Genomic DNA, 12,425 nt, shown 5'->3' on the forward strand with positions numbered 1-12,425 from the left:
AGTATGTTTATAAATATTTTCAATTCTGATCTCTGAAACGCGATCCAGCTGGCAAAATTGCGGGTATACGCACTCACCTGTTTGGGTGATTTTTGTTTTAGATCATTTTTAAGTGTGATTTCGGTCACTTATCGCATTTCATACAATTAACGACTGGAGAGGCGAATAATGGGAGCGTAAAATATCCCCATCGTTTATCTGGCACCTCAGGTGCGAATACAGAGGAAATCTACAATGAGTAAATGCAGTGCTGATGAAACCCCGGTTTGCTGCTGTATGGATGTTGGTACCATCATGGACAACTCCGATTGCACCGCGTCATACAGCCGTGTGTTCGCGAATCGCGCAGAGGCAGAAGAAACGCTGGCCGCTCTGACTGAGAAGGCACGTGGCGTGGAATCTGAGCCTTGCCAAATCACCTCGACCTTTACTGAAGAATCAGAAGGTGTGCGTCTGGATATCGACTTTGTTTTTGCCTGTGAAGCTGAAACATTGATCTTCCAGCTGGGCCTGCGTTAATCCCTTCTGTAAAAGCCCTTGCTACCCGGTAGCAAGGGCTTTTTTGTCACTGTCAGTGATTATTCACTGTGTCTTAGCTCCCACTTTCTTTTCTCCCTGCTTGGCTAAATGTAAAAAATTAGTTAAGACTGTGATCAGGTCAGACCACTTATTTTTTATTTTTACAGGGGAGTGTTATGAGTCAGGCTTTACCGCTGGTTACCCGCCAGGGCGATCGCATCGCCATTGTAAGCGGATTGCGTACGCCGTTTGCCCGCCAGGCAACTGCGTTTCATGGCATTCCCGCCGTAGATTTGGGGAAAATGGTCGTTGGCGAACTGCTGGCGCGTAGCGAAATTCCTGCAGATGTGATTGAGCAACTGGTTTTTGGTCAGGTGGTGCAAATGCCTGAAGCGCCGAATATCGCTCGTGAAATCGTACTGGGAACCGGGATGAATGTGCACACGGATGCCTACAGTGTAAGCCGGGCCTGTGCTACAAGTTTCCAGGCGGTGGCGAATGTTGCGGAAAGCCTGATGGCAGGAACTATTCGCGCAGGAATTGCCGGTGGTGCGGACTCCTCGTCAGTTCTGCCTATTGGTGTCAGTAAAAAGCTGGCGCGGGTGCTGGTGGATGTCAATAAAGCGCGCACTACCGGTCAGCGTCTTAAACTTTTCTCCCGACTGCGCTTACGTGACCTGATGCCCGTACCGCCAGCTGTCGCCGAATATTCCACCGGTTTACGCATGGGGGATACGGCCGAGCAAATGGCCAAAACTTATGGTATTACGCGAGAGCAACAGGATGCCCTCGCGCACCGTTCTCATCAGCGCGCCGCTCAGGCATGGGCTGAAGGTAAACTGACAGATGAGGTGATGACCACCTACGCACCACCTTTCAAAGATCCTTTTTCAGAAGATAACAATATTCGTGGTAACTCTACGTTGGCTGATTACGCCAAACTGCGTCCGGCATTTGACCGAAAACACGGCACCGTTACTGCGGCGAACAGCACCCCACTAACGGATGGCGCCGCCGCCGTGATTATGATGACAGAGTCACGCGCGAAAGAACTGGGGCTGGTGCCGCTGGGATACCTGCGTAGTTTTGCCTTCACCGCCATCGATGTCTGGCAGGACATGCTGCTGGGACCTGCGTGGTCAACGCCGCTTGCCCTGGAGAGAGCGGGTCTGACGATGGCCGATTTAACTCTGATCGATATGCATGAAGCCTTTGCCGCACAAACGCTGGCGAATCTTCAACTGCTGGGCAGCGAACGTTTTGCCCGCGAAGTGCTGGGCAGAGCGCACGCCACTGGCGAGGTCGATGACAGCAAATTTAACGTGTTGGGCGGCTCTATTGCCTATGGACACCCCTTTGCCGCCACCGGGGCGCGCATGATCACCCAAACCCTTCATGAGTTACGACGTCGTGGCGGTGGTTTCGGTTTAGTGACTGCCTGTGCGGCAGGTGGTCTGGGCGCGGCAATGGTTCTGGAGGCGGAATAATGGAAATGACATCGGCTTTTACACTAAACGTACGTCTGGATAACGTTGCTGTTGTCACCATTGATGTACCCGGCGAGAAGATGAATACCCTGAAGGCGGAGTTTGCCTCTCAGGTGCGGGCTATTCTGAAACAAATTCGTGATAACAAAGCATTGCGCGGCGTGGTGTTTATTTCGGCGAAACCGGATAATTTTATCGCCGGGGCGGATATTAACATGATCGGCAACTGCCGCAGTGCGCAGGAAGCTGAAACCCTGGCGCGTCAGGGACAGCAGATTATGGCGGAAATTAATGCGTTGCCGATCCCGGTTATCGCCGCTATTCACGGAGCCTGCCTGGGCGGTGGCCTGGAGATGGCGCTGGCGTGCCACAACCGTATTTGTACCGATGATACTAAAACCGTTCTGGGGTTACCGGAAGTACAGCTTGGTCTGCTACCCGGTTCCGGTGGTACGCAGCGGTTACCGCGCCTGATTGGCGTCAGTACCGCGTTGGATATGATCCTCACAGGAAAGCAATTACGCGCTAAACAGGCGCTGAAAGTAGGGCTGGTGGACGAAGTTGTGCCGCAGACTATTTTACTGGAAGCGGCTGTAGAACTGGCCAAAAAAGACAGTCCCGCACATCGAGCGTTGCCAGTGCGTGAGCGTGTGTTAGCGGGCCCGCTGGGGCGCGCGCTTTTGTTCCGTATGGTCAGTAAAAAGACGGCGCAAAAAACGCATGGCAACTACCCAGCGACGGAGCGAATCCTTGAGGTGATTGAAACCGGTTTGGCGCAAGGTAGCAGTAGCGGCTATGACGCAGAAGCTCGTGCATTTGGCGAACTGGCGATGACATCTCAGTCGCAGGCATTGCGGCACATCTTTTTTGCCAACACTGACGTGAAAAAGGATCCGGGAAGCGATGCGAAGCCTGGTCCGCTGAACAGCGTTGGCATTTTGGGCGGCGGTCTGATGGGGGGCGGTATTGCCTATGTGACGGCCTGTAAAGGGGGCTTGCCAGTACGTATTAAAGATATAAACGCTAAGGGAATCAACCACGCACTGAAGTACAGCTGGGATCAGCTTGAAACGAAGGTTCGTCGCCGTCATATCAAAGCCAGCGAGCGTGATAAACAACTGGCACTGATTTCGGGATCGACCGATTACCGCGGCTTTGCGCATCGTGACCTGGTTATTGAAGCCGTGTTTGAAGATCTGGCGTTAAAACAACAGATGGTGGCGGAAGTTGAGCAAAATTGCGCGTCTCACACCATTTTTGCGTCTAACACCTCGTCTTTACCAATTGGTGATATTGCGGCGAACGCTGCCAGACCTGAACAAGTGATTGGTTTGCACTTTTTTAGTCCAGTGGAAAAAATGCCGTTGGTCGAGGTGATCCCACATGCCACAACGTCTGATCAGACGATTGCAACCACCGTTAAATTGGCGAAAAAACAGGGTAAAACGCCGATAGTGGTCAGAGATAAAGCCGGGTTTTATGTTAACCGCATTTTAGCGCCTTACATTAACGAAGCGATTCGCCTGTTGACCGAAGGTGAGCGGGTTGAAACCATCGACGCCGCGCTGGTTAAATTTGGTTTTCCGGTCGGGCCAATCCAACTTTTGGATGAGGTCGGAATTGATACGGGCACTAAAATTATACCAGTGCTTGAAGCCGCCTATGGAGAACGCTTTAGCGCGCCTGCAAATGTTGTTGCTTCAATTTTGAATGACGATCGCAAAGGTAGAAAAAATGGTCGAGGTTTCTATCTTTATGGTGCGAAAGGGCGTAAAAGCAAAAAACAGGTCGACCCTGCAATTTATACGCTTATTGGCGTCCAGAGCCAGGGCCGACTGACCGCCGTGCAGATTGCAGAGCGGTGCGTCATGTTAATGCTTAACGAAGCAGCACGCTGTTTCGACGAGAAAATTATTCGCAGCGCGCGTGATGGCGACATCGGCGCTGTATTTGGCATTGGTTTTCCACCATTCCTCGGTGGCCCGTTCCGGTATATGGATTCTCTGAGCGCGGGTGAAGTGGTTGCGGCGCTGCAACGACTGACCACGCAGTACGGCTCGCGGTTTACACCTTGTGAGCAGTTATTGCTGATGGCGGAACGTGGTGAAAAATTCTGGAGCGTTAGGGAAACTGACCTGAATTCATGAGGTCAAAAGTAGGATGAATCCGCACTGAGTGTAAGGGTTGAGCTCAAAATGTAAACAGAGATTGACTATACTTACGCCGTTGAGGTAAAAAACAGCGTTTCATTCGGTGAATGGATAAGGCACAATGCCGGCCACCACATCGTTACCACCGCCAATAGGGGCTGTGATTAAAGGTGTTGGTGATTCTGGTTAACAAAAGCGGTGCAATATGCAAGTTTTTATCATGCGTCACGGCGACGCGGCCCTCGATGCCGCCAGTGATTCGGTTCGTCCCTTAACCTCCAGTGGTTGTGACGAATCTCGCCTGATGGCGAACTGGCTGAAAGGTCAAAAAGTGGATATCGAACGTGTTCTGGTGAGCCCGTTCCTACGAGCCGAACAAACGCTGGATGTGGTGGGGGAATGTATGAACCTGCCAACCGGTGTGGATGTTTTGCCGGAGCTGACTCCGTGCGGCGATGTCGGTCTGGTCAGCGCCTATTTACAGGCTCTGGCCAATGAGGGTATCGCCACGGCGCTGGTTATCTCTCACTTGCCTTTAGTGGGGTACCTGGTATCTGAGCTGTGCCCTGGCGAAACTCCACCGATGTTTACCACATCAGCGATTGCCAGCGTTACGCTTGATGAGAGCGGGAAGGGGACATTCAACTGGCAGATGAGCCCGTGTAACCTGAAAATGGCAAAAGCAATTTAATAAAGATTGGATTCTGACAAGGCGCACAGCCGCTATCCGGAAAATTAAAGAGCCGCAAACGCGGCTCTTTCTGTTTGCCTGCATCAGGGAAGTTCGGGCGGCAGCCACTCTTCCACTTCAATCAGCACCAACAGCGCGGCGTCACCACCGTACTCTTTTGGTGCCTGATGAAAGGCCATCACATGCGGATGCTGTGCCAGCCAGAGCGGCGTTTGCTGCTTAAGAATATGCTTTCCGTGGCCGTGCATCACGCAGGCGCAAAACACATGCTCACGACGGCAGGCGGCAATCAGCGCGCCTAACTCCTGTTTCGCCTGCTGCTGGGTCAGCCCGTGCAGATCGAGAAACAGCTCCGGGGAGTAATCGCCACGGCGCATTTTCTTCAGTTCGAAATGGCTGACGTCGGCACGCAGATATCTTACCGGGCCGTCCGTATTCAACAGTGGCTGAAACTCGTCTGAGAAATAGTGGCTGGCATCCGCCTGCTCCTGCAGCAGCTTTTTAACCGGAACCTCGGTCATTTTTTTACGTGGAGGCCGGTGAACAATGGTGTCCTGTTTAATTTTACGCGTGCCGGTCATCAGCTGGCGAAACAGCGTCTGATCCTCCTCGCTGAGCGATGTTTTCTTTTTCATTCGAGCATCTCATCTTTTATTTTCCCTTAGTTTAACCCGACTCGGCAGGCATCCGATCGCTTAAAACGCAATTTTCGCGCTCAGGCTCCGCGTGAATGCTGATTTATCGCCGCCTTCGTGGCAAACTAGCCGCCGAAATTAATACGAGCATGCCCTGGAGAAATACGTGGATAAAATTTTCGTCGATGAAGCCGTGAGTGAACTGCATACCATTCAGGACATGTTGCGTTGGGCGGTCAGCCGTTTTAGCGCGGCGAATATCTGGTATGGCCATGGCACGGATAACCCATGGGACGAGGCCGTACAGCTGGTGCTGCCGTCGCTTTATTTGCCGCTGGATATTCCAGAAGATATGCGCACTGCGCGTCTGACCTCCAGCGAGCGCCATCGTATTGTTGAGCGCGTGATTCGCCGCGTCAACGAGCGCATTCCGGTGGCTTATCTCACCAACAAAGCCTGGTTCTGCGGGCATGAATTTTATGTTGATGAACGTGTGCTGGTTCCACGTTCACCGATCGGCGAGCTTATCAATAACCGCTTTGCTGGCCTGATTAATGAGCAGCCCCAGCATATCCTCGATATGTGTACCGGCAGCGGCTGTATTGCCATTGCCTGCGCCTATGCCTTCCCGGAAGCCGAAGTCGATGCCGTGGACATTTCCACTGATGCGCTGGCGGTGACTGAGCAAAATATTGAAGAGCACGGCCTGATCCATCACGTAACGCCGATCCGTTCCGATCTGTTCCGCGATCTGCTGAAGGTTCAGTATGACCTGATAGTGACCAATCCACCGTATGTCGATGCAGAAGATATGTCCGATCTGCCAAACGAATACCGCCATGAGCCTGAATTGGGACTGGCGTCCGGTAGCGATGGGCTGAAACTTACCCGCCGCATTCTGGGTAACGCCCCGGACTACCTGTCAGATAACGGTATTCTGATTTGTGAAGTCGGAAACAGCATGGTACATCTGATAGAGCAATATCCGGATGTACCGTTCACCTGGCTGGAGTTCGACAACGGCGGTGACGGCGTATTCATGCTGACCAAAGAGCAGTTAGTTGCTGCTCGTGAGCACTTCAGCATTTATAAAGACTAATTACACGCGCACGCACATACACAACACGCATAACGGAGCCGTGATGGCAGGAAACACAATTGGGCAACTCTTTCGCGTAACCACCTTCGGCGAATCACACGGGCTGGCGCTCGGTTGTATTGTCGATGGTGTTCCGCCGGGCATTTCTCTGACAGAAGCTGACCTGCAGCACGATCTCGACAGACGTCGTCCAGGTACTTCGCGTTACACTACGCAGCGCCGTGAGCCGGATCAGGTGAAAATCCTCTCCGGCGTGTTCGAGGGCGTTACCACCGGCACCAGCATTGGCTTGCTGATTGAAAATACCGATCAACGTTCACAGGATTACGGCGCGATCAAAGATGTTTTCCGTCCGGGTCATGCCGACTATACCTATGAACAGAAATATGGTTTGCGCGACTACCGTGGTGGTGGGCGTTCATCCGCACGTGAAACGGCGATGCGCGTGGCGGCCGGAGCGATTGCCAAAAAGTATCTGGCAGAAAAATTCGGCGTTGAAATTCGCGGCTGTCTGACGCAGATGGGCGATATTCCGCTGGAGATCAAAGACTGGTCTCAGGTGGAACTTAACCCGTTCTTTTGTCCGGACCCGGATAAACTCGACGCGCTGGACGAACTGATGCGCGGACTGAAGAAAGAGGGCGACTCCATCGGTGCGAAAGTGACCGTTGTTGCAAGCGGCGTACCTGCGGGTCTTGGCGAACCTGTATTCGACCGTCTGGATGCGGATATCGCCCATGCGCTGATGAGTATTAACGCTGTTAAGGGCGTTGAGATTGGCGACGGATTTGACGTTGTTGCACTGCGCGGCAGTCAGAACCGCGATGAAATCACCAAAGAGGGTTTCCAGAGCAACCATGCGGGCGGCATTCTGGGCGGGATCAGCAGTGGGCAACAAATCATTGCTCATATGGCACTGAAACCGACGTCCAGTATTACCGTTCCTGGACGCACCATTAATCGCTTTGGTGAAGAAGTCGACATGATCACTAAAGGTCGTCACGATCCGTGTGTTGGGATCCGCGCAGTGCCGATCGCTGAAGCAATGCTGGCGATCGTGTTGATGGATCACTTGTTGCGTCAGAGGGCGCAAAATGCGGATGTGAAGACCGATATTCCACGCTGGTAAAAATGAAAAAAACGGCACTTGCGGCGCTGGCTCTGTTTGTCAGTACCGCCTGTCTGGCGGCAACGCCCTGGCAGAAAATTACCCATCCGATTGCAGGCAGCGCGCAGTCGATCGGCGCGTTTTCCAATGGCTGTATTGTTGGCGCAGATACGCTGCCTGTACAGTCAGAACACTATCAGGTGATGCGCACCGATCAGCGCCGTTACTTTGGTCATCCGGATCTGGTGATGTTTATCCAGCGTTTGAGTAATCAGGCCAATAATCTGGGGCTGGGCACGGTGTTAATCGGTGATATGGGCATGCCGGCCGGTGGGCGATTCAATGGCGGTCACGCCAGCCACCAGACGGGACTGGATGTGGATATTTTCCTGCAACTGCCGAAAACGCGCTGGACCCGGTCACAGCTGCTGCGGCCTCAGGCGTTAGATCTGGTCTCGCAGGATGGTAAACGCGTTGTGCCGTCCCTGTGGAAGCCGGAGATTTTCAGCCTGATCAGGCTGGCTGCAAGAGATAATGAAGTTACGCGTATTTTCGTGAATCCGGCGATTAAGCAGCAACTTTGTCTGGATGCAGGGACCGACAGGGACTGGTTGCGTAAAGTGCGACCGTGGTTCCAGCACCGTGCGCATATGCACGTCCGGTTACGTTGTCCTGCTGACAGTCTTGAGTGCGAAGATCAACCGTTACCGCCACCGGGTGACGGCTGCGGCGCGGAGCTGCAAAGCTGGTTCGAACCTCCGAAACCTGGAACCACCAAGCCTGAGAAGAAGACACCGCCGCCGTTGCCGCCTTCCTGCCAGGCGCTACTGGACGAGCATGTACTCTAATGGATCATTTTGTCTCTCTGTTTATGGTGTCGCCACTGCTGTTAGGTGTGCTTTTTTTTGTGGCGATGTTGGCAGGTTTTATTGATTCTCTGGCCGGAGGTGGTGGTTTACTCACCATTCCGGCATTGATGGCGGCCGGGATGCCGCCCGCGCAAGCTCTGGCCACCAACAAATTGCAGGCCTGTGGCGGGTCTATCTCTTCTTCCCTTTATTTTATTCGCCGGGGTGTGGTTAACCTGGCGGATCAGAAACTCAATATCTTCATGACGTTTGTCGGATCAATGAGCGGCGCGCTATTGGTTCAGCATGTGCAGTCAGATATTCTGCGCCAGATCCTGCCGGTTCTGGTTATCTGTATTGGCCTCTATTTTCTGTTAATGCCGAAAGTGGGGGAAGAGGACCGACAGCGTCGATTGCATGGTTTGCCTTTCGCGCTGGTGGCCGGAGGCTGTGTCGGTTTTTACGATGGCTTTTTTGGTCCGGCGGCGGGGTCGTTCTACGCGCTGGCCTTTGTCATGCTGTGCGGCTACAACCTTGCGAAATCGACGGCCCACGCCAAAGTATTAAATGCCACCTCGAATATCGGTGGGCTGCTGTTATTTGCCCTGGGCGGCAAAGTGATTTGGGCGACGGGCTTTGTGATGCTTATTGGCCAGTTTATTGGCGCACGGATGGGCTCACGGCTGGTGCTCAGCAAAGGACAAAAACTCATTCGGCCGATGATCGTCATTGTCTCCGCCGTGATGAGCGCCAAGCTACTTTATGATAATCATGGACAGGAGATTCTCCACTGGCTGGGGATGAACTAATGAATAATACCCATCACTACGAACAGTTAATTGAGATTTTTAACGGCTGCTTTGCCGATGAATTTAATACCCGTCTGATTAAAGGCGACGATGAACCGATCTATCTTCCTGCAGATGCGGAATTGCCGTATCACCGTATCGTTTTTGCGCATGGTTATTATGCCAGTGCGTTACACGAAATTTCACACTGGTGCATCGCGGGAAAGGCGCGTCGTGAGCTGGTTGACTTCGGTTACTGGTACTGCCCTGACGGACGCGACGCGAAGACGCAATGTCAGTTTGAAGATGTGGAAGTGAAGCCGCAGGCGTTTGACTGGTTGTTTTGCGTGGCGGCGGGCTACCCGTTTAACGTCAGTTGCGACAACCTGGAAGGGGACTTTGAACCGGATCGCGTCCTATTCCAGCGCCGTGTTCATGCTCAGGTGATGGAGTACCTGGAGAAGGGGATCCCTGAACGCCCGGCGCGCTTCATCAACGCGTTACAGAATTATTATCACACGCCTGAACTTAAGGCGGAACAATTCCCGTGGCCCGAAGCGCTAAACTGAAGCCGCTGCCACGTTTACAATGAGGAAAGAAGATGATCGCGGAGTTTGAATCACGCATTCTGGTATTAATCGACGATATGGTAGAGCACGCCAGCGATGATGAGTTGTTTGCCAGTGGTTATTTGCGTGGACACCTGACGCTGGCCGTGGCCGAACTGGGCGCTGGCGAGGACCATTCCGCTGAGGCATTGTACGCCAATGTGACCAGCAGCCTGGAAAAAGCCATCAGCGCAGGTGAACTCTCGCCGCGTGACCAGGCGTTAGTGAAAGAAATGTGGGACACTCTGTTCCAGAAAGCGACAAAACAATAATTGCAGTTGCGTGTGCCGGATGGCGACGCTCAGGCGTCTTATCCGGCCTGGCAGAGTGAAGCATAGTCTTTAGGCCTGATAAGCGTAGCGCCATCAGGCAATAGTGAGTTTTATTTCACCGCTTTTCCCTTTAATAACTTCCTGACCCACAGACGATTAGGATTCAGCGCCGCCAGGGTGCTGGCATCCATGGGAATAGGTTCATCGCTCATTTGCGAAGCCAGAATTTCCGCACACAACGGCGCAGAACACAGTCCGCGCGAGCCCAGCGCGCCCAGCATAAATAAATCGGAATACACCGGTGCGCTTACGGCATGCTCTTTATCTTCAGCAAGCGTGGCGTACTGGCTGAGCGTGGCGTTATAGTCCGCGACGTTGCCGACCATCGGTATGTGATCGCGCGTGGCGCAGCGCACCCCACAGCGGGCGGCATTATCACTAACGTTTACCTCTTTTGCCCACGCAGCGTTGGGGAAGCAGTCGACTAAGCGTTGACGGTTTTGCTGCTGATCGTCCTCGCGAAAGGCTGTCTCTTCACTTCCTCGATGATAGCTGGCGCCAATGCAGTGCTGCTGGTTTTGCGGGTTGTGCGGCGTGAGGTAGCCGTCATAGCACAACACCTGGCGTAGCGCTGAAAGTGCTGGCGTGGTGGGAATATGACTCACCTGACCGCCTACGGAGTACACGGGTAGAGCTTGCGTCTGCTCAACGCTGTTAATGCGGTGACCGTTAGCCAGAACGACGGCTGCGTGAGTGGCGATTTCACCGTTAGAAAACTGTAGTTGCCAGCCTGACGTCTGGCGTGTCAGAGAGGTCAACGTGTGTTGATAACGGGCGCGTAATCCCAGAGTTGAAGCGTAGTCCAGTACGGCGGTGGTCAACTGCGCCGGGCACAGCCATCCTCCGGCTGGATACTGAATCCCACCGCATTCGGTTTCCACGCCCGTAGTTTGCAACACCTGCTTCGCGTTCACGCCGACGGCGAGCGGTTCGGGCAGTTCAAGGGACAGCATCTGAGCGATTTTTTGCTGACTTTTCTCATCCCATGCGAGTTGCGTTACGCCGCACCAGTCATGCGCAAACTCAACGGGAAGGGTGTCATACAGTCGACGGGCGAAGGTAAACGCGGTGGGGAAAAAGAGATTAATAGCCGCGTCTTGCTTGCTGAGTAACGGATAGAGTGCGCCCTGGCGATTACCGGATGCGCCCCCGGCAGGTTTATCGTCCGCGCAATAGAGCGTGACCTGCCAACCGCGACGCAATAAGGCCAGCGACAGCAATGCACTGGCTATTCCTCCGCCAATAATGGCGGCTTCGCGCTTCTCTGTTCCCGTACGTGCAAACCAGGGGGCTGAAGAAGGCCGCGCCTGAGTTTGTTCCATTACGCCACAAAGCATTTCACGTTTGCGACCAAAACCTTTGCATTTTTGCATCGTAAATCCGGCTTCCTGTAACCCGCGACGTACGAATCCTGCCGAGGTGAAAGTCGCCAGCGTGCCGCCGGGACGCGCCAGTCGGGCCATCGCGTTAAACAGCGTCGGCGTCCACATATCCGGATTTTTTGCCGGTGCGAAACCGTCCAGAAACCAGGCGTCCACTTTTTGATTCAGAGAGTCATCCAGCTTGCTGGTTAATTCGTTAATATCGCCAAACCACAGATCCAGCGTGACGCGCCCATCATCAAGTAGCAGACGATGACACCCCGCCAGCGGCAGCGGCCATTGTTCTTGCAGCGCCGTGGCCCATGGGGCAAGTTCTGGCCAGTGTTGGTGGGCTGTGGTGAGATCTTCACGGGTCAGCGGAAATTTTTCAAAACTAATGAAATGTAATCTTTCCAGGGTAGCGTCAGGGTGGGTATCACGGAATTCGGCAAATGCCTGCCAGAGCGTGAGGAAGTTAAGTCCGGTGCCAAACCCGCTTTCGGCCACCACGAAGAGGGGACGTGAATGCACAGGGAATCGCTGGGCGAGATGGTTACCGCCGAGAAAGACGTAACGTGTCTCTTCCAGCCCGTTGTCATTAGAAAAATAGACATCGTCAAAATCTCGGGAAACAGGTGTACCCTCAGCGTTGAATTCAAGGTTGGCAGGTTGTATAGCGTATTGTTTCACGTAAGTTACTCGTCTGGCAGGCTGTGTCCCGATCTTAGCGATGAGTGCCTGGCTGCGCAAATTTCCACATAAAATGGCTGATCGGACTTGTTCGGCGTACAAGTGTACG

12 protein-coding genes are annotated in these 12,425 nt (G+C 53.4%); 10 read left to right on the forward strand and 2 right to left on the reverse strand.

From position 1 onward, the window contains the following. Window positions 1-234 precede the first annotated feature (234 nt). From NMD08_RS08320 to sixA, 4 genes are all read left to right on the forward strand, one after another. On the forward strand, window positions 235-519 hold the full coding sequence (locus NMD08_RS08320; RefSeq protein ID WP_003834838.1) for a YfcZ/YiiS family protein: 285 nt from the start codon (window positions 235-237) through the stop codon (window positions 517-519). Window positions 520-695: 176 nt separating this feature from the next. Then, window positions 696-2,006, forward strand: coding sequence for an acetyl-CoA C-acyltransferase FadI (gene fadI, locus NMD08_RS08325; RefSeq protein ID WP_151219952.1), 1,311 nt, complete (start codon window positions 696-698; stop codon window positions 2,004-2,006). After that, window positions 2,006-4,153: a fatty acid oxidation complex subunit alpha FadJ gene (gene fadJ / locus NMD08_RS08330; protein ID WP_370619956.1), complete on the forward strand. Its 2,148-nt coding sequence runs from the start codon at window positions 2,006-2,008 to the stop codon at window positions 4,151-4,153. The genes fadI and fadJ overlap by 1 nt, the downstream gene beginning before the upstream one ends. Before the next feature lie 208 nt (window positions 4,154-4,361). Beyond that, window positions 4,362-4,847, forward strand: a complete 486-nt coding sequence (gene sixA, locus NMD08_RS08335) for a phosphohistidine phosphatase SixA (protein ID WP_151219951.1) — start codon at window positions 4,362-4,364, stop codon at window positions 4,845-4,847. An 83-nt stretch (window positions 4,848-4,930) separates the two neighbouring features. Here sixA and smrB read toward each other — a convergent pair whose 3' ends face one another. After that, window positions 4,931-5,482 carry an endonuclease SmrB gene (gene smrB, locus NMD08_RS08340; RefSeq protein ID WP_151219950.1) on the reverse strand — a complete coding sequence of 184 codons (552 nt, stop codon included), beginning with the start codon at window positions 5,480-5,482 and terminating at the stop codon, window positions 4,931-4,933. Window positions 5,483-5,648: 166 nt separating this feature from the next. On the opposite strand from smrB, the gene prmB reads away from it, so the two are divergent. From prmB to NMD08_RS08370, 6 genes are read left to right on the forward strand one after another with little or no spacing between them, the layout of a single operon-like run. Further along, complete coding sequence (prmB, locus tag NMD08_RS08345) at window positions 5,649-6,581, forward strand: 50S ribosomal protein L3 N(5)-glutamine methyltransferase (protein ID WP_151219949.1); 933 nt, start codon at window positions 5,649-5,651, stop codon at window positions 6,579-6,581. Window positions 6,582-6,624: 43 nt separating this feature from the next. Next, a complete protein-coding gene (gene aroC / locus NMD08_RS08350) occupies window positions 6,625-7,710 on the forward strand; it encodes a chorismate synthase (protein ID WP_043017081.1) in 1,086 nt (361 codons plus the stop codon). 2 nt (window positions 7,711-7,712) lie between these two features. Beyond that, a complete protein-coding gene (gene mepA / locus NMD08_RS08355) occupies window positions 7,713-8,537 on the forward strand; it encodes a penicillin-insensitive murein endopeptidase (protein WP_370619958.1) in 825 nt (274 codons plus the stop codon). Beyond that, a complete protein-coding gene (locus NMD08_RS08360; RefSeq protein ID WP_187253475.1) occupies window positions 8,537-9,346 on the forward strand; it encodes a sulfite exporter TauE/SafE family protein in 810 nt (269 codons plus the stop codon). The genes mepA and NMD08_RS08360 overlap by 1 nt, the downstream gene beginning before the upstream one ends. Further along, window positions 9,346-9,894 carry an elongation factor P hydroxylase gene (locus NMD08_RS08365; protein ID WP_151219947.1) on the forward strand — a complete coding sequence of 183 codons (549 nt, stop codon included), beginning with the start codon at window positions 9,346-9,348 and terminating at the stop codon, window positions 9,892-9,894. The genes NMD08_RS08360 and NMD08_RS08365 overlap by 1 nt, the downstream gene beginning before the upstream one ends. Window positions 9,895-9,926: 32 nt before the next feature. After that, the gene (locus tag NMD08_RS08370; RefSeq protein ID WP_252837793.1) at window positions 9,927-10,205 is read left to right on the forward strand and encodes a YfcL family protein; all 279 of its coding nucleotides are present in this window, start codon (window positions 9,927-9,929) and stop codon (window positions 10,203-10,205) included. 110 nt (window positions 10,206-10,315) lie between these two features. Here the strand turns inward: NMD08_RS08370 and mnmC are convergent, their stop codons facing one another. Beyond that, on the reverse strand, window positions 10,316-12,316 hold the full coding sequence (gene mnmC, locus NMD08_RS08375) for a bifunctional tRNA (5-methylaminomethyl-2-thiouridine)(34)-methyltransferase MnmD/FAD-dependent 5-carboxymethylaminomethyl-2-thiouridine(34) oxidoreductase MnmC (protein WP_278237772.1): 2,001 nt from the start codon (window positions 12,314-12,316) through the stop codon (window positions 10,316-10,318). Between the last annotated feature and the right edge of the window lie 109 nt (window positions 12,317-12,425).

Origin of the sequence: Citrobacter meridianamericanus (assembly GCF_041320245.1) — a bacterium.
Taxonomy (GTDB): domain Bacteria; phylum Pseudomonadota; class Gammaproteobacteria; order Enterobacterales; family Enterobacteriaceae; genus Citrobacter; species Citrobacter meridianamericanus.